This is a genomic window from Pseudomonas sp. MHK4 (assembly GCF_054600775.1).
On record NZ_BAAIAK010000010.1, the window covers coordinates 136,239 to 153,038 of the forward strand.

The 16,800-nt window shown below is 60.1% G+C and carries 13 protein-coding genes; 4 read left to right on the forward strand and 9 right to left on the reverse strand.

Going from position 1 to position 16,800, the window contains the following annotated elements; translation table 11 throughout:
- Nucleotides 1–26: 26 nt before the first annotated feature.
- The gene (locus tag ACYP2Q_RS23215) at nucleotides 27–1,163 is read right to left on the reverse strand and encodes an acyl-CoA dehydrogenase family protein (protein WP_459732635.1); all 1,137 of its coding nucleotides are present in this window, start codon (nucleotides 1,161–1,163) and stop codon (nucleotides 27–29) included.
- Between the two features lie 147 nt (nucleotides 1,164–1,310).
- Here ACYP2Q_RS23215 and ACYP2Q_RS23220 point away from each other — a divergent pair, with 147 nt between their 5' ends.
- Nucleotides 1,311–2,306, forward strand: a complete 996-nt coding sequence (locus ACYP2Q_RS23220; RefSeq protein ID WP_459732636.1) for a GlxA family transcriptional regulator — start codon at nucleotides 1,311–1,313, stop codon at nucleotides 2,304–2,306.
- A gap of 69 nt (nucleotides 2,307–2,375) precedes the next feature.
- Here the strand turns inward: ACYP2Q_RS23220 and zapE are convergent, their stop codons facing one another.
- From zapE to ACYP2Q_RS23235, 3 genes are all read right to left on the reverse strand, one after another.
- Nucleotides 2,376–3,470 (reverse strand): cell division protein ZapE, encoded by a 1,095-nt coding sequence (gene zapE, locus ACYP2Q_RS23225; RefSeq protein ID WP_459732637.1) that lies wholly within the window; start codon nucleotides 3,468–3,470, stop codon nucleotides 2,376–2,378.
- A gap of 90 nt (nucleotides 3,471–3,560) precedes the next feature.
- On the reverse strand, nucleotides 3,561–4,916 hold the full coding sequence (locus ACYP2Q_RS23230; protein WP_459732638.1) for a tryptophan--tRNA ligase: 1,356 nt from the start codon (nucleotides 4,914–4,916) through the stop codon (nucleotides 3,561–3,563).
- A 24-nt stretch (nucleotides 4,917–4,940) separates the two neighbouring features.
- Nucleotides 4,941–5,570: an alpha/beta hydrolase gene (locus ACYP2Q_RS23235; RefSeq protein WP_459732694.1), complete on the reverse strand. Its 630-nt coding sequence runs from the start codon at nucleotides 5,568–5,570 to the stop codon at nucleotides 4,941–4,943.
- Between the two features lie 144 nt (nucleotides 5,571–5,714).
- Here ACYP2Q_RS23235 and ACYP2Q_RS23240 point away from each other — a divergent pair, with 144 nt between their 5' ends.
- Complete coding sequence (locus ACYP2Q_RS23240) at nucleotides 5,715–6,149, forward strand: Z-ring associated ZapG family protein (RefSeq protein WP_008060245.1); 435 nt, start codon at nucleotides 5,715–5,717, stop codon at nucleotides 6,147–6,149.
- A 173-nt stretch (nucleotides 6,150–6,322) separates the two neighbouring features.
- Here ACYP2Q_RS23240 and ACYP2Q_RS23245 read toward each other — a convergent pair whose 3' ends face one another.
- Nucleotides 6,323–7,057: an OmpA family protein gene (locus ACYP2Q_RS23245; RefSeq protein ID WP_459732639.1), complete on the reverse strand. Its 735-nt coding sequence runs from the start codon at nucleotides 7,055–7,057 to the stop codon at nucleotides 6,323–6,325.
- A gap of 105 nt (nucleotides 7,058–7,162) precedes the next feature.
- Complete coding sequence (locus ACYP2Q_RS23250; protein ID WP_459732640.1) at nucleotides 7,163–7,807, reverse strand: MBL fold metallo-hydrolase; 645 nt, start codon at nucleotides 7,805–7,807, stop codon at nucleotides 7,163–7,165.
- A gap of 237 nt (nucleotides 7,808–8,044) precedes the next feature.
- Here ACYP2Q_RS23250 and ACYP2Q_RS23255 point away from each other — a divergent pair, with 237 nt between their 5' ends.
- Nucleotides 8,045–9,520 carry a PAAR domain-containing protein gene (locus tag ACYP2Q_RS23255; protein WP_459732641.1) on the forward strand — a complete coding sequence of 492 codons (1,476 nt, stop codon included), beginning with the start codon at nucleotides 8,045–8,047 and terminating at the stop codon, nucleotides 9,518–9,520.
- A complete protein-coding gene (locus ACYP2Q_RS23260) occupies nucleotides 9,517–10,134 on the forward strand; it encodes a hypothetical protein (RefSeq protein WP_459732642.1) in 618 nt (205 codons plus the stop codon). Before ACYP2Q_RS23255 ends, ACYP2Q_RS23260 begins: the two co-directional genes overlap by 4 nt.
- Before the next feature lie 83 nt (nucleotides 10,135–10,217).
- On the opposite strand, the gene ACYP2Q_RS23265 is transcribed toward ACYP2Q_RS23260, so the two are convergent.
- From ACYP2Q_RS23265 to ACYP2Q_RS23275, 3 genes are all read right to left on the reverse strand, one after another.
- A complete protein-coding gene (locus ACYP2Q_RS23265; protein ID WP_459732643.1) occupies nucleotides 10,218–12,956 on the reverse strand; it encodes a LuxR C-terminal-related transcriptional regulator in 2,739 nt (912 codons plus the stop codon).
- 292 nt (nucleotides 12,957–13,248) lie between these two features.
- Nucleotides 13,249–14,613 (reverse strand): DUF1329 domain-containing protein, encoded by a 1,365-nt coding sequence (locus ACYP2Q_RS23270; RefSeq protein WP_459732644.1) that lies wholly within the window; start codon nucleotides 14,611–14,613, stop codon nucleotides 13,249–13,251.
- Between the two features lie 28 nt (nucleotides 14,614–14,641).
- Complete coding sequence (locus ACYP2Q_RS23275; protein WP_459732645.1) at nucleotides 14,642–16,528, reverse strand: DUF1302 domain-containing protein; 1,887 nt, start codon at nucleotides 16,526–16,528, stop codon at nucleotides 14,642–14,644.
- Nucleotides 16,529–16,800: the final 272 nt, after the last annotated feature.

A 16,800-nucleotide genomic window follows, 5' to 3' on the forward strand; every position in this document is an offset into this window, starting at 1 on the left:
GACGCCCATCGCGAGCAAGCTCGCTCCTACAGAGCCCTGGCAATGATCTCCTTCATGATTTCGTTCGTCCCGGCATAGATCCGCTGCACCCGCGCATCCGCCCACGCCCGGGCAATCGGGTACTCCCACATGAACCCGTAGCCGCCATGCAACTGCACGCACTCGTCGAGCACCTTGCATTGCAGATCCGTGCCCCAATACTTGGCCATCGCCGCCGTCGGCACATCGAGCTTGCCTTGCAGGTGCAACTCCAGGCAGCGGTCGACAAAGACCCGGCCGATCTGGATCTCGGTCGCCATCTCGGCGAGTTTGAACCGGGTGTTCTGGAAGTCGGCGATCGCCTTGCCGAAAGCCTTGCGCTCGCGGGTGTAGTCCAGGGTCCATTGCAACGCGGCTTCGGCTGAAGCCAGGCCGCCGATGGCCACGGTGAGGCGCTCCTGCGGCAATTCCTGCATCAGGTACGCGAACCCCATCCCGGCTTGGCCCAGCAGGTTTTCCTTGGGCACTCGCACGTCCTGGAAGAACAGCTCCGAGGTGTCCTGGGCTTTCATCCCGACCTTTTCCAGACGCTTGCCCTTGTCGAAGCCGGGCGTATCGGCCTCCACCAGGAACAGGCTGGTGCCCTTCGCGCCCGCCTTCGGATCGGTCTTGGCGACGACGATCACCAGGTCGGCGAGAAAACCGTTGGTGATGAAGGTCTTCGAGCCGTTGATCACATACTCGTCGCCATCGAGCACCGCGGTGGTCTTCACCCCTTGCAGGTCGGAACCGGCGCCTGGCTCGGTCATGGCGATGGCACTGACCATCTCGCCAGACACCAGTTTCGGCAGGTATTTGTGTTTCAGCGTTTCACTGCCGTAATGCAGGATGTAGGGCGCAACGATGTCCGAATGCAGGGAAAAACCGATACCGGTCAGCCCCAGGCGCCCCACTTCTTCGATGACCACCGCGCTGTACAGGAAGTCCGCCCCCAACCCGCCGTACTGTTCCGGCAGATGCGAGCACAACATTCCCGCCTCCCCGGCCTTGTTCCACAGCTGACGGTCGATATAGCCCTGTTTTTCCCATTGCCCGTGGAACGGCACCGCTTCTTTTTCGAGGAACGTTCGCACACTGTCGCGAAAAAGTTCGTGCTCGGAACTGAACAAGGTTCTGGGAATCATGCGGCACCCTTATCTTTGTTTTTAGAAGGACTGGACCTTCAGAGACTATGCCTCGCGTCCGATACAGGACACTGGACACATCCGACAAAAAATAAGACGATCCAGCCGTCTGGTGACCACTTTCCCCTATAAGAATAAAGTTGAATTATGTCTAACCAAGCCTCCACGCCCTTGCGGCGCGTCAGCATCCTGGCCATTGACCGGGTTTTCGCTTCCACCCTCTTGCAGGCCAAGGATTTCTTCCACCTCGCCAGCCTGCGCTACGGAAAACAACTGGGCCACGGCCTGACTCCGGCGTTCGAAACCCGACTGGTCAGCCCCGATGGCAAACCGGTCAACACCTTCAGCGACGTCATGATCCCGGTGGATGGTGGCCTGGAAAATGCCGACATCATCGTCATCCCCGCGTTCTGGGACGATTTCGATACCCTGAGCAAACGTTATCCACAGGTCCTGCCCTGGCTGCGCCAGCAACATGCGCGGGGCGCTGTCCTGTGCGGCGAGGCCACCGGCGTGTTCTGGCTCGCCGAAGCCGGCCTGCTCAATGGCAAGGAGGCGACCACCTACTGGCGCTTCTTCAATGCCTTTGCAGAACGTTTCCCGAAGGTCCAACTCAATCAGGACAAGCATCTGACCGATGCCGACAACCTGTATTGCGCGGGCGGCACCACCTCGGCATGCGACCTGTACATCTACCTGATCGAGCGCTTCTGCGGCGCCAACGTGTCCCAGGCCGTGGCACGAGACATCCTCTATGAAGTGCAACGCAGCTACTCACCCGGAAGAATCGGTTTCGGTGGGCAAAAGCTGCACCAGGACGTGATCATCCTGCAGATCCAGCATTGGCTCGAAGAACACTTCGCCGACAAATTCCGCTTCGAAGACGTCGCCCGCGAACACGGCATGAGCATCCGCAACTTCATGCGTCGCTTCCAGACCGCCACCGGCGACAAACCACTGCACTACCTGCAGCGACTGCGCATCGAAACCGCCAAAGGCTTGCTGTCCGGCAGCCGCAAGAGCATCAAGACCATCAGTTACGAAGTGGGCTACGACGACGCGAGTTTCTTCGCACGTCTGTTTCGTCAGCATACGGAGTTGTCGCCGAACCAGTATCGGCAGCAGTTTCAGCAGGCTGCTTGAGCCCCTACAGGGGAGTTGTGTAATAAAAAAGGCCTGCATTTGCAGGCCTTTTCTATTTTACGAATCGTCTTACGGCTTATGCGCCCGAGACAGGAATTCGTGGGATTGCATTTCCAGCAGGCGGCTCAGGGTTCGCTGGAACTCGAAGTTCAGGCGACCGCCGGTGTACAGATCCTTGAGTTCGACTTCGGCAGAAATGATCAGCTTGACGTTGCGATCGTAGAACTCGTCGACCATGTTGATGAAGCGCCGGGCGATGTCGTCGGTGGTGACGCTCATCTGCTCGACGCCGCTGAGCAACACGGCGTGGAAGATCTTGCCCAGTTCGATGTAGTCGTTCTGGCTGCGCGGCCCGTCGCACAGTTCGCGGAAGTCGAACCAGGCCACGTCGTCGCAGGTGCGCAGCGCGCGGATTTCGCGATTCTCGATCATCAGCACGTCGTTTTCGATCGCTGCGGTGCATTCCGGCGTCAGCGCGCGGAAGCTTTTTCGCAGGCTTTCGTGGGACGCTTCGTCGAGCGGGAAGTGGAACAGTTCCGCCTGTTCGAGGTGACGCAGGCGATAGTCGACGCCGCTGTCGACGTTGACGATCTCGGTGTTCTGCTTGATCAGGGCGATGGCCGGCAGGAAGCGCGCGCGTTGCAGGCCATCCTTGTACAGGCCGTCCGGCACGATGTTGGACGTGGCAACCAGGGTCACGCCGTTCTTGAACAGCTCTTCCATCAGGGTGCCAAGGATCATGGCGTCGGTGATGTCGGAAACGAAGAATTCATCGAAGCAGATCACCCGGGCTTCGGTGGAGAAACGCTTGGCGATGATGGTCAGCGGGTTTTTCTCGCCGCCCAGGGTCTTCATCTCTTCGTGCACGCGCTTCATGAAACGGTGGAAGTGAGTGCGGGACTTTTCCTTGAACGGCAGCGCTTCGAAGAAGGTGTCGACCAGGTAGGTCTTGCCGCGACCCACGCCGCCCCAGAAGTACAGGCCCTTGACCGGTGCCTGATCCTTCTTGCCAAACAGTTTGCCCAGCAGGCCCGGCTTGTTCTGCTCAGCCGCGACCAGATCGTCGTACAGGCGCTGCAGATGACGCACGGCAGTTTCCTGCGAGGCATCATGGAAGAATTCCGGGCGTTTCAGATCAGCTTGATATCGTTCTAGGGGCGTCATAATTCGTTAGCAAGGCAACAAAAACGGGCCGTCACTGTAGCGATGGCCCGGGGGAATGGCAATCAGCCCTTGGTCGGGCCGAGCCGTTGGTTATTCCTGAACTGGCGTCAGGGCGATCCGCAATGCCTCGATCGCCGCATCGCGCGCGGCGCTGTCAGCGAACGCCGGGCTGTCACCCACGCACTGGCCCTCAAGCCAGACGCTGAAGCCCAAGTCTTCGCTGCGCACGTCCAGTGGCTGGCCCGATTGCAGCTGCTTGGTCACCTGACCGGCGGTTTTACCGTCGGCAAAGTTTCCCGACAGCAACAGTTGCTCGCCATCGGCCGCCAGCAGACGGAAGCGGAAACTGCCGTCGTCTTCGCGGAAGCTGACAAAACGCGCAGCCTTGGCCACTTTCTTTTTGCTGGTCGCCGCCACTTGCGCCTGGGCAACAAACGAACGCAGGCCAACCGCCTCACGCAACTCGTTGAGGAAAGGGGTCGCGACTGCACGCGCCTTTTTCGCACCGTGCTGCAGGATGTCTTCAAGGTCCGCCGGACGCTCGATCAACTGGTTGTAACGCTCGCGGGATTCGCCCAGCTCGCTGTCCAGCAGCTGGAACAGGCGATTTTTTGCCTCGCCCCAACCCAGGCCCTGCAGCAGATCGCTGCGGAACTCGTCAGCTTGCGCCGGGGTGGCGAACGCCTGGAACAGGGTGAACAGGTGCGAATTGTCCGGATCTTTAGCCTCACCCGGTGCACGGGAGTCGGTGACAATACGGGAAATCGCGTCCTTCATTTCCTTGGCGCTGCTGAACAATGGAATGGTGTTGTCATAGCTCTTCGACATCTTCCGGCCGTCCAGGCCCGGCAGCGTGGCCACGCTTTCCTCGATCAGCGCCTCAGGCATGGTGAAGAACTCCTTGCCCTGGCCAAACAGGTGGTTGAAGCGCTGGCCGATGTCCCGGGCCATTTCGACGTGCTGGATCTGGTCGCGACCGACCGGCACCTTGTGCGCGTTGAACATCAGGATGTCCGCGGCCATCAGCACCGGGTAGCTGTACAGGCCCATGGTGATGCCGGCGTCCGGGTCCTCACCGGTCTCGACGTTCTTGTCCACCGAGGCCTTGTAGGCGTGGGCGCGGTTGAGCAGGCCTTTGGCGGCAACGCAGGTCAACAGCCAGGTCAGCTCGGGAATTTCCGGGATGTCGGACTGACGGTAGAAGGTCACGCGGTCCACATCCAGGCCACCAGCCAGCCAGGTCGCGGCGATTTCCAGGCGCGAGCGCTGGATGCGCAGCGGGTCATCGCATTTGATCAGGGCGTGGTAGTCGGCCAGGAAATAGAACGAATCGGCGTTGCTGTCACGGCTGGCAAGGATCGCCGGGCGGATGGCGCCAGCGTAGTTGCCCAGGTGCGGCGTGCCGGTGGTGGTGATGCCGGTAAGAATACGGGTACGAGTCGTCATGGGTAATCGCTTGTCAGACTGCAATCAATTCGAGAGACGCGGCAGGATCAGATCCTTGAGATCGGTCAGCTTGCCATGAAAAAAGTGTCCGCATTCTGCCACTTTCAGCAGCTCATGGGGACGTTCAAGCTTGTCGGACCATTGGTAAACCAGCTGCGGATCGATCACTTCGTCGGTTTCCGGCTGGATCAGGGTCAATTCGCCGTGCTGGGGCAGTTGATCCTGGGCACCCAGGCGCATGACCGCCGGTGCGACCATGAACAGATGCTTGAGCTGCTCGCCCTGCGCCTCCAGGCGCCCGCCGAGACTTGCCGCAACAAATCCGCCAAAGGAAAAACCGAACAGGGTCAGCGGCAATTCCGGGTGTCTGGCGCGAAACCATTCGGCCACGGCCTGGGCATCATCGACTTCACCGGTGCCCATGTCATGAGCGCCTTCGCTGGCACCTACGCCGCGGTAGTTGAAACGCAGGGTAATCAAACCGGCATCACGGGCGGTGCGCTGCAGGGTCGAGACCACTTTGTTGAGCATGGTGCCGCCCTGAACCGGGTTCGGATGGCAGATGAGCGCCAGGCCACGCGGCTGCTCGCTATCCAGGTAAAGAGCTTCCAGTTGCCCGACCGGGCCATCAATCACTACAGGGGTTTCACGCATAAGCAAGGAAGGAACTCCGTGACCTCGAATCGGGTCGACTCGTCTAGCAAATTGTCTGCAACTGTCTATTGCGAGCGAATCGCGGTATACAGCGCAGGTTCGAGCCGTTAACGTAAAGCAAAGCCGTTTATAGAGGAAGGACTCGTGGAACACTCGCTCTTAGTTTGGTTGTTGCCGACTCTTGCCCTGGTTGTGGGTGTCGCCATTGGTTTCCTGATCGCTCGCCTGGCGCCGAATGCCGCGCCTAGCAGCACACAACGTCAGCTGGACGATATTCAGGAACGTTTCGACAGTTATCAGAACGAGGTGGTGACCCACTTCAACAGCACCGCGACATTGGTCAAGAAACTGACTGCGAGCTATCAGGAAGTGCAGGATCATCTCGCCGAGGGTGCCAACCGCCTGGCCCTGGACGAACAGACCCGCCAACGCTTGCTGGCCTCCCTGCACGCCGACGCGACGCAGGCCCCACGGGAACGCCTGACGCCGCCGCGCAATCAGGAACCGCCGCGCGACTACGCACCCAAAGCCCCGAACGCGCCGGGCATGCTTGATGAGCATTACGGCCTGAAGAAGTAAAAAGCCCCTGTAGGCGCTGTCGAGTGCAACGAGGCTGCGATCTTTTGACTTTTACAAGCAAGATCAAAAGATCGCAGCCTGCGGCAGTTCCTACAGGTAGCGAGAACATCCGCAACACAAAAAAAAAACCGCCCGATCTGTTGAGGATCGGGCGGTTTTTTTACGCCTGACGCTTATGGGTACTGCTGAACATTGCCTTGCTGCTGTGCACCATACTGCTGGCCCGGAATCGCCTTCAGGTTGACCTCTACCCGGCGGTTCTGCGCCCGTCCATTGACGTCGCCGTTGCTGGCGACCGGGTTATCCGGGCCGGCACCACGGGCGCTCAGGTTGGTACCGCTCACGCCTTGCGAGGTCAGGTAGGTCGCCACGCTCTGGGCCCGACGCTGGGACAGGTCCATGTTGTGCTGGCGGGCACCGGTACTGTCGGTGTAGCCGACGATTTCGATCTGGTTCTGGTTGAACTCTTTCAGCGAGCCGGCCAGGTTGTTCAGCGGCTGATAGAAGCTCGGTGCGATATTCGCCGAATCGGTGGCGAACGTGATGTTGCCCGGCATGATCAATTTGATCTGGTCGCCCTGACGCTGCACTTCGACACCAGTGTTGGCCATGCTGGCTCGCAGCTTTTTCTCCTGCTGGTCGGCGTAGTAGCCGTAACCGGCGGCGGAAGCACCTACGACGGCGGCACCAATCAGCGCGCCCTTGCCACGGTTGTCGTGGTTGATGGCAGCACCGGCCAGTGCACCTGCCAGAGCCCCAAGGCCACCGTACTTGGCGGTTTTGCTCATGCCCGTGGAGCCGCTATCGGCCTGGCCCTGGCCCTGGCTGTCGTAGGGGTTGGGCGATGCGCAACCGGCCAACAGTGCCACGGCAGTAGCGACAATAATCAAACGAGGCGTGGTGAACATGTAGAGCTCCTACTTTTTTTGCATTCTGTGGTGCAACGGACTTATGCATTGGACCTTTGCGGGCGTTGGATCATTTCGACGAGTGAAAATTCCACTTGTTACAAATCAGGCCCGAACAAAGGGGTTCTCGCGCATTTCATCGCCCAACCGGGTGTCTGGCCCATGCCCGGCGACCACGATGGCCGCTTCGTCGAGGGTATACAGGCGCTGCTTGATCGAACGCACGATGGTCGCCTGATCGCCACCCCACAGGTCCGTGCGCCCTACCCCGCGCCGGAACAAGGTGTCCCCGGCTATCAGCAGCTTCGCATCGGCAAACCAGAAGCTCATGGAGCCTGGTGTATGACCCGGTGTGTGCAAGGCCACGCCACAGCCACACGCCAGTTCTTCATCGTCGGCCAGCCAGCGATCCGGCGACGGTACCGGCGTGTAGGGCACGCCGAACATCTGGCATTGCATCTCCAGGTTGTCCCAGAGAAATTGATCTTCCTTGTGCAGATGCAGGGTGGCGCCGGTTTTTTCCTTCAGCTGGCCGGAAGCCAGGAAGTGATCGAGGTGCGCATGGGTGTGGATGATGCTGACCACCTTCAGGCCCAGGGCATCGAGCCGCGCGAGGATCAGTTCGTGATTGCCACCCGGGTCGACCACGATGGCCTTTTTGGTGATCGGGTCGCCGATGATCGTGCAGTTGCACTGCAAGGGGCCGACGGGGAAGGTTTCGCGGATCAGCGCAGGTTTGGCAGCGTCCATGGGTGTTCCTGGAAAAAATGGATCGTCTATTCTCGCACAGCTGGACGACATCGCCGATGCCGTCCACTGCCACTGCCACTGCCACTGCCAGATTGCGGAACAGGACTACAGCAAACAAGGAAACGTCTGATTTACGCCTGACAGCCTCGTATAGAACCCTTGCGCTGCACTTTGCCATGCCTCCATTTCTTAGGAGGCAGGCACAACTTGCTCGTCAACGGACAAGGAGTTGAAGCAATGGCCAAGGGATATTTCATTCGCAAGGGCGACAAGACCAGTTGCGGTGGTGAGGTGCTGGACACCGATACCCGCATCATGATGTTTGGCTTCGCCCATGCTCGCGAGGGGGATCCGGTTTCCTGTGGCAAGAACGACGAAACCTATGAAATCGTCGGTGGCATCTCGTACATGAACAGTCATGGCGGGCTGTTCGCTGGCTCGCTGGACAGCCGCAGCAGCTGTCCCTGCAAGGCCGGGCTCTACCCCTCGTTTACCACCGCCACCTATGAGTCCAGTCAGGGTGCCGCACCGCAGGCCGTGAGGAGTGCCCCGCAGCAGGAAGCCGCGCCCGTTGCCCCCAACAACCCGGTCGCGCCGCGACAATCCGGTTTCACTTCCGCGCGGGCGCCCACGCCGACGCCGACGCCGACGCTAAGCGAACGGCCAGGAACGGTCTGTGAAAACCTCTGGCGTGGCTACCAGCAGCGGGTCGAAAACGTCGTGGCACCGGGCGGCAAGCTGATTGCCGACCCGAAGGCGCGTAATAAGGCGATCAATGCTGCCTACGCCCAGCTATGGCGCCACGACCCGCGCTTTCAGTGGGCCGGGCTGGCGGCCTTCGCTTCGAAACAGGTGGGATGTGGATTGCTGCACGCGGCGGATTCGGTCGAGAAGATTCAGGCGGAAGAAGAGGCGATACAGCAATTGAGGGACAGTGCCAGACAAGGACTGAGAGGCTTGCTCAGCCCCAGTGAGCGGGAAAAGCGTGCGACCATTCGGGCGTTTGAGCAGCGCCAGCTCGAGTACGAAGAGGCCAACCGGGACAACCCGGTGTGGGGCTTCACCCATTGGGGTGCCGACCTTCCCTTGTCGTACTCGCAACGAATGTACCGGTTTGTGTACGAGATGCTGGCCATGGGAAATACCACGCTGTTCCTGGATGTGTATCCGCTGCATGTGTTCTACAAGGAACGGGGGTTGGAGGCGCTGAAGGAATGTCTGGAATCACGTAGCAACATTTATGGGAACGGCCAACATCCGGTGTTGTGGCCGGTCGGGCAGGAAACGCTGAAGTTCGGGACTGACCACAAGGAAATCCTCCTGGCCTTCGAGGCGATTGAGGCGGGTAACATCGCGGAAAGTGTTGAGCATCTGGCCAAACACGAACAGCGGAATATTCTGCAACCAGCGATGTACAACGACAGCGGTCTGAAATGGTTATTGCGCGGTAACCATGCCTCCTATGTCACTAACATCCCCTCCGGTGCCGCCCAAGCCATCGAGCTGACGCTGGCCAGCCAGTGCCGTCCCATCGTGGACGGACGCACCATTGGTTTTGGCAGCAATCCCTTTGCCAACCTGGCTGACATCGAACGGCGCATGGCCTTTGTGCTCAAAGCCGCGGCGCAGTTTGACGATTTGCTGCACAGCGACCAACGCGACCAGATTGAGCAATCGATTCGGGATATCGCCTGGGGTGGAGGCGTACGGTGAACCTGATGCAACGCATGGGCTGGCGACGCGGTGTGTTGGCACTGGCGATCGCAGCCCTCCTGACGTCAGCCGCGATTCAAGTACTCTCGGATGAGCCGGAAATCGCCCTGTTGATTGGCGAGCCTTACGAGGCTATGCGCCAGCGCTCCAGCGCAAGAATCGATCCAGTCATACCAGGGCACTCCTGGTTCAATGTTCCCAAGTCTGATGCCCGTCTGCGCTTCGCAGATCCTGAGTTTGGCTTTGTGACCCCGCTGGCCCGTTTTTTCACGGTGGGTTTTGGACGCGATGAACGGGTCGACGGTGTCCGCATGTCTCCACAAATCGAGCCGCTACTACTCGACGACACCCTCAAGGTCGTGCTGGATCTGCAAGAGCAATGGCGCAACGCTGGATGGACCCCTATCAAGGTCGATTACTTCCCTTCATTCGCCGACACTCCTGAGTGGCGAGCCCAATTACGGGACGTGAACAAAGGCGGCAAAACTTATTGGCACGCGTGCAACCGGTATCAAGTGATGTTGATAGTGAATCGATTCAAGGACCAGAACCGACCCACAGAGGAGCGCTATCTCATCACGCTGTCACTGGCCACGCCATGGACGAACCCTTGACCATACTTCATAACGACGAACGTGCGATTTGCACTGGCGACGCGACCACGGCCTAGGACGCCAGCAAGAAAACCCGCCCAACGCTACACCAACACCCCCAACTCCTTCGCCCGCGCCACTGCCTGTGTACGCCGCTCAACCCCCAGCTTGCTGTTGATATGGCTGGCGTGGGTTTTCACCGTGTGCAGGGAAATGAACAGCTGGTCGCTGATTTCCTGATTCGAGCAGCCTTGGGCAATCAGACGAAGGACGGCCATCTCCCGGGTGCTGAGTTGTTCCGAGGCTGGAGTAGGTTCCGGTGCCGGGCGAGAGGCCACGGTGGGAAGTTTTCCGGCAAGGTCCTGGGAAACGGGCGACGGCGTGCAGAGTTGAAGCTGTGTTCGCAGCCAATCCGGGTGCTCGGCCAATAGCCCTTCAAAGGGTTGCAACACGCCCCCGGCTGCGGCGTCCAGGGCCTGGATCAGCGCCTTGCGGGCCTCGGGTTCGCGTCCGCAGCCCAGCAACAGCGAAACCTTTTGTGTCAGCGCCATGGCACTGAGCATCTGCCGACCGGTTTGCTGGCCATTTTCCAGCAGCGTATTCAAACGCCCTTCGGCCAGCATCGGCTGGTTCTGGATGACCTCCAGCAAGGCTTGCTGCAATTCGATATGCAGCGGCAGTTGCGGATGGAATTCCGGTGGAGCGGCCGGCTGCTCGCCGTTGTAGGTCTGGCCCAATCGAGTCAACCAGGCTTGCGCCAGGTCGGTCCGCCCCTGGGCCAGCCACAGTTCGCATTTGACCAGGGTGATCATTGCCAGGTAGTAGATCGGCGGCACGTCCCAGATGTGCATCAACCGTTCGGCTTCGGCAAGTTCGGCAAAGGCCTTGGCGAACTCACCGCTGCTGCCTTCAAGCCGGGCGATCACGCAATGGCCGATCAGCACGCTGATGTCGCGACAGGCGCGGGCCTCGCTCAAACCGGCTTGCAAGCGCAACCGCGCGGCTTGTGGTTGCAGGCGCACGGCCAACAGAAAACCCTCGTACAACGTCAATCGGGCGCGTACGGCAAAGAGCCGCTGTGCAGACAGCCCATGCAGGCGTTGCAGCCCTTGCCGGACTTCATCCAGCGATCGCAGCACTTCGCCCCGTGCCTGCAATACTCGGGCGCGGTCGTAGTGGGCCAACGCCTCGAACAGCGGGTTGCCCACCCGTTGCGCCAGCTCCAGGGAGTCGCGGTTCAAATTCCTCGCACGCCACATATCGCCATCGGCAATGGCCAGGTTGGACAGGGTCGAGAGGCACAACAATCGCTGGCCATAACGCTTGCACGGAAGGCTCTGCAGCGCTTCGGTGCAATAACGTATCGTCAGTTCGCGGTTACCGCGCCCGCGCGCGATGATCCCGCTCAGGGCCAGCCATTGGGCCAGCATCGACTTTTGCGCGGTGGCCGACGGCGCCGGCAGGAAGCGGCTCAGGTGGCTGGCCAGTTCCTCGGCGGCGTCCAGCTGGCAGGCCAGCCCCAACGCCCAGCTATAGAGCACAATCAAGCGCGGCGTGCTGATCAGCAGGCTGTCGGGCAAGTCCATTTTCCAGCGCAGCAACATGCCGACGTTCTGTTCGGCCAGCAGTTGCTCTTCGGAAAGGTTTTGCACCAGGTTGGCCGCAACGTCCAGGTGCCCGGCCCGCAACGCCTGCTCTACTGCCTCATCGAGCAGGCCCTGGGAATTGAACCAGCGACAGGCGCGCAGGTGCAGGCTGGCGGCTGGAACCATCGATTGCGCGCCAGGTCGGGTGCGCAGCAGATCGGAAAACAGATGGTGATAACGATACCAGTGGCCGTGCTCGTCCAGCGGCACCAGGAACACCTGGTGGGCCGCCAGGAAGCTGAGGATGGCCGCGCTGTCATGGGCATCGCGAACGGCATCGCAGAGCTCGCTACAAAAGCGCTCCTGGGGGGCGGTGTCGTAGAGGAAGGCTTGTACCTCGGCGGGCAGGCAATCAATCACCTCTTCGAGCAGGTAATCGCGGATCAGCCCTTCCCCGCCATGCAGCGCCTGGGGCAATGCGCCCTGGGTGCCGGCCTCGGAGGCAGCCAGCAACCAGAAGCGTAACCCGGCCACCCAGCCCTCGCTGCGCTGGATCAGGTTTTCCAGCGCCTCGCCACGCAAGGAACTGCTGTGCCGATCGAGCAGGCTCAAGGCTTCATCGTGGGTCAGGCGCAGGTCCTGCTCATGCAGTTCCAGTAGCTGGCGCGACAGGCGCAATCGCGCCAGGTGCCAGTCGGGACGCTGGCGGCTGGTGACCATCACCAGCAAGCCATCGGGAAGGTGATTGAGGAAGAACTGCAGGCAGCGATCGAGTACCGGCCCCTGGGCCAGGTGATAGTCATCGAGCACCAGCAGGAGCGGGGTCGCCGTCGACAGGTGCACGACCAGCTCGTCGAGCAGGCCGTCCAACCATTCTTCAAAGGCGAACGGTTGATGCCGCTGGCGCATCTTCAACAACCCAAGGGACTGCCTGCCCAATTGTGGAAAGAAGTCCTGAAGGCCTTCGAGCAAGCGCTCGAGGAATCGGCCCGGGTCGCTGTCTCGCGAACTCAACCCCAGCCAGAGGCTTTGCCAGTGAGCCGGCAGCGCCTGGCAGAACTCCACCGCCAACGAACTCTTGCCAAACCCGGCCGGTGCGCTGACCAGCAACAACCTGCCACCCAGACCTGCGCTCAAGCGCTCGCACAGGCGTGGGCGCTGCACATGGCCGTCGGGCAATGGCGGTCGGAAAAAGCGCCCGTCCAGTGCGGCGACAGCGACGCTTGCAGGACCGGGTGGTGGGGACAGATCAGTCATGGCCGGCTCTTGTTTGAATTGCGGGTGGCGGCGTTGCAGATGTCCGCAGACTAGCGGTAAACGAGAAGGGAATGAAGGTTATTGCTACAAATGGCTACAAAAAGTCTACACACTGTAGGAGCGAGCTTGCTCGCGAAAAACTTGAAAGCGCCGCGGGGTGACTGGTTTCACGCGTTATCGTTGACGACCATCGTCGGAACGCCGCCCTGAGCAAGCTAGCTCCTACAGAAAAAAAACGCCCCGAACCAGTCGGGGCGTTTTTCCAGAGGATGCGGCCTCAGGTCAGTGCACGTTAGCGAACACCATCCTGGCGCAATGCCGCCGGGGTGAAGTCGCTGGTGGTGGCGGTGAAGCCGAAGTCATACGCCGACTTCTCTTCGTTCTTCATGCCCAGTGCCAGGTAACGGCCCGATTGCAGGTCGTACAGGGCTTCCAGGGCGTACCACGGCACTTGCTTGTCGTAGTAGTTCTCGGCATGCGCCTCGGCCACGCGCCACAGTTGGTTGCGACCGTCGTAATGGTCGATCACTGCGGCCTGCCAGGTGTCTTCGTCGATGTAGAAGTCACGCTTGGCGTAGATGTGACGCTGACCTTCCTTCAAGGTTGCAACCACATGCCAGACCCGGCGCAGCTCGTAGCGAGCCAGGTCCTGGTTGATGTGGCCGGCCTTGATGATGTCGGTGTACTTGAGGCTTGGATCGTCGAGCTTGTAGGCATCGGAAGCGATGTACATCTCTTTTTTGCCTTCGAGCTTCCAGTCGTAACGATCCGGTGCACCGTTGTACATGTCCAGGTTGTCGGAGGTACGCAGGCCATCGGCAGCGGTACCCGGGCCGTCATAGGACACTTGCGGCGCACGACGCACACGACGCTGACCGGCGTTGTAGACCCACGCCGAACGCGGTTCCTTGACCTGGTCGAGGGTTTCGTGGACCAGCAGCACACCACCGGCCAGACGCGCCGGCGCGGTCACTTTCTGCTTGAAGTAGAACAGGATGTTGCCCGGGTTTTTCGGGTCGTAGTCCTTCATCTTGTCGCGGAACACGAACTGGTCCTGGAAGTACACCAGGCTGAACGAGCCATTCGGCTGTGGCGTGGCCTGGGTCACCAGACGGGTCACGCTGCCGCCGCGATAGCGGGTGATGTGGTTCCAGATCACTTCGACGCCGCTTTTCGGAATCGGGAACGGCACGGCCGTTTCGAAGTTTTCCAGACCGTTGCCGCCGGACACCAGGTTGGTGTTGGTGGCGTTGCGCTTGATGGCGGCGAACACGTCATCCGGCACGGTAGCGCCGCGATGGGACGGGTAGACCGGCATCTTGAAGGTTTCCGGGTAGCGCTTGAACATCGCGTACTGACCCGGGGCGAGCTTGTCCTTGTACTGGTCGACGTTCTGCGCCGTGATGGTGAACAGCGGTTTTTCGCTGGCGTACGGATTGGACAGGAAACCCTTGCTGTCGACGCTGCCGGCGTTCTTCGGCATGGGTTTCCAGGCCGGGATCGAACCGTCGGCATTGCCCGCCATTTCGGCGCCCATCGGCGTAAGGCTCTTGCCCAGCTTGTCCGCTTCGGCAGCGGGGACCGCCGCCATGACGCTGGTCGCCAGCAGCGAAAGCCCAAGTACACCGGCGTGGAACAGACTCTTTGTTATTTTCATATGTGTGTTCGTCCTGAAAATACAGTGCTTAGAAGTTCACGCCGAAGCTGAGCGCAACGAAGTCGCGGTCATCCACGGTGGTGTACTTGCCGTCGAAGAAGTTGGTGTACGCCAGGCTTGCGGTGTAGGTGTTCTGGTACTCGGCATCGACGCCCAGGCTGACCGCTTTGCGACCTTCCTCGAAGTTGCCGCCAGGGCCAGGGGAGTAACCTTCCACGTCGTGGGACCAGGCCACGTTCGGCTTGAGGTTCACACCGGCGAATACGTCGTTGTATTCCCAGATAGCGCGACCGCGATACCCCCATGAAGTTGCCGTAGTGAAGCCTTCGTCGTTGCAATTGCGATTGAGGTTGTTGGTCGGCGTACCAGGGCCGGCACCGGCGATGGTGCTGGCGTTAAGTGCCTGGCAGGTATTCTGGCCGCCGGTAGCCGGCAGTTCACCAGGACCGTAGACCGGATCGCGACCATAACGAACGTCGGAGGTGCTTTCCAGGCCGCCAACGTGGGTTACGCCGACTTCACCCACCAGGGTCAAACGGCTGGCGCCCATGACCTGATCGAAGAAGTGCGTCAGGGTGGTCTGGAACTGGGTGATTTCCTTGCGGCGATAACCGTGCAGGTCAGAGCCCGGTGGGGCGGAAAGCAGAGAAGCGTTGGTCAGCGCCCCGCCCAATGGACGTACACCGGCGAACAGAATGTCGGTGGAGTTGAGCTGCACCGGTGCGTTCGGACGATAGCTGACTTCACCGCTCCACGCCGTACCGGTAGGCAGGGTAGTGGAGAAGCTCAGGCCATACAGACGGATGTCTTCCGGATACTCAATGAAGTAGCTTGAGTTACCCGCGACAATCAGTGGCGCCAGAGCACGCAACTGCGCCGGCAAGGCTGCAACGCCGGCAAAGGTCGACGCTGGCGCACCGGTGGCGCTGAAGATCGGCGCACGACTGTGGTAGTTCATGAAGTAGGCACCGAACTCGGTGTCCAGCGGGTCAAACATGTACTTGAGGGAAGCGCCCCATTGGCCGCTGTCACGCGCATCGCGATCCGGGCCACGGCGTACCAGAACACCTTCGTTGTCCACGTCGACGCCTAGTCGGGTCAGCGTAGGCAAAGCAGCGGCCGGAATGGTCGAACGCTTGTTCAGCACGCGCAGGTTATTATCGCAACCGTCGGCTACGATGTCCGGCTGGGAAAAGAAAGTGCCACAGTTGTCGACGACCGTCTGGTCCCATTCGATCTGGTAGAAGGCTTCGGTGGAGAGGTTCTCGGTCAGGCTCTGGGACACATAGAACATGTTGACCGGAATCAGGCCTTCCTTGATCTCGGCGCCGGGACGACGGAATGCGGACACGTCGATCGGGTTGATCGAGTTGATGCCGCCGCCGATGAAGGTACTTTCACCCCAGCTCACCACTTGCTTGCCCAGACGTACCGAACCTGGCTGATCGGCAATGGCGTAGTTGTGATAGACGAAGGCGTCGAGGATCTGGCCGCCAGCGGACTTGGCGCCTTCCTTGCGATTGTCGTCGCTGATGTCCTTGAACGGACGGCTCTCGTCCTTGAGCTCAAAGTCGTACCAGTATTTGCCACGGACGAAAACGCCGGTGTCGCCATACTTCAACTCAAGGTCATGGATACCCTTGAAGATCTTCGAGAAGGTTTCACCGCTTTTGAAGTTCAGGTGACCGTCATCGGAAGTCTGGGACAGGCCGCGACCGCCGTTGTTGACGCCGATGAGGTTTTTGTTGGCGCTTTCAGTAGACCAACTCGCACCGATCGACAGGGAAGAGTCGAACTGACCTTCGATTTCACCGATGTTGAAACTGACGCCGAATGCAGGCCCGGCGAGCGTAGAGGCAAGGCTGACGGCCAGAGGCAGTTTAGCCCGGCGCCAGAACTGGTTTACTGATGTCATCGACGCTACTCCATGTGCATTTTATTGTTATGGCAAATAGCACTTCTAAAAACGCTTGGATAACAGGGAGCCATGGCTTCCCAAAGTCATTCCAAAGTTGCATCGCCCCGGTTTGTGCGTTTGCTCCGTTCTTAAAAATCCTTGAGCGGACTATAGCCAGCAGGTAGTAGTGCTTGATCCCTCTAAAGTGTGATTTGCGCCTGCCGACCACTCTGGAGCAGTCCTTTGCCAAGCCGACAGGTGTCGGCACGGCAAGAATGGCTGAAAATACG